The 656-nt window shown below is 54.0% G+C and carries 1 protein-coding gene; it reads left to right on the forward strand.

From position 1 onward, the window contains the following. The first annotated feature begins 161 nt into the window (after positions 1–161). Complete coding sequence (locus tag LB462_RS30965) at positions 162–365, forward strand: CsbD family protein (RefSeq protein ID WP_224515961.1); 204 nt, start codon at positions 162–164, stop codon at positions 363–365. Positions 366–656: the final 291 nt, after the last annotated feature.

Genomic DNA, 656 nt, shown 5'->3' on the forward strand with positions numbered 1-656 from the left:
TCTCCCAGGGCTTGGTGATGACTCTCTTTAATCCTCCGGAGAAGAAGGCGTTCCATCGGCCAAGGATTTTCTTTCGCTGGCTTGTGCACGGCGTTGCTGCCATGCCTTTGGAACACGCAACTGGCTGGCGCGTTTCAGTCCAACCAACAAGGAGATCTGTCATGGACTGGAATCGCGTGGAAGGCAATTGGATGCAGGTGAAGGGCAAGATCAAGGAACAGTGGGGCCGGTTGACCGACGATGACCTTGACGTCATCGCCGGAAAGCGTGACCAGCTGGAAGGCAAAATCCAGGAGCGGTACGGCAAGGCAAAGGACGAGGCCAGGCGCGAGATCGACGACTGGTACAATAACCAGACTTGGTAGGAAAAAAATTGCCCGAACTGTGTCGAATTGCAGGCCGCTTGTGAACAAATTTGACGGCCACGTGCTCTAGCGCGACCGTCGCGAGCGACTTCAATGGACTGGAGCTAGACATGCGAGGCACCAATCAACTTGTCATGTCCCGGCGTGATTTGCTTATCTCGTCCGCAGCAAGCATCGCGCTTGTGTAGGCCCGTATCAAGTTCTGAGCCAGCTCAATCATCAGGAAATGACATGACCGGAACCACGAAAGTATCATTGGTTGTCAATGGAAAGGGACATAGTCTCGAGGTG

The sequence above is a fragment of the Phyllobacterium chamaecytisi genome (genome assembly GCF_020164455.1).
Lineage (GTDB): Bacteria > Pseudomonadota > Alphaproteobacteria > Rhizobiales > Rhizobiaceae > Phyllobacterium > Phyllobacterium chamaecytisi.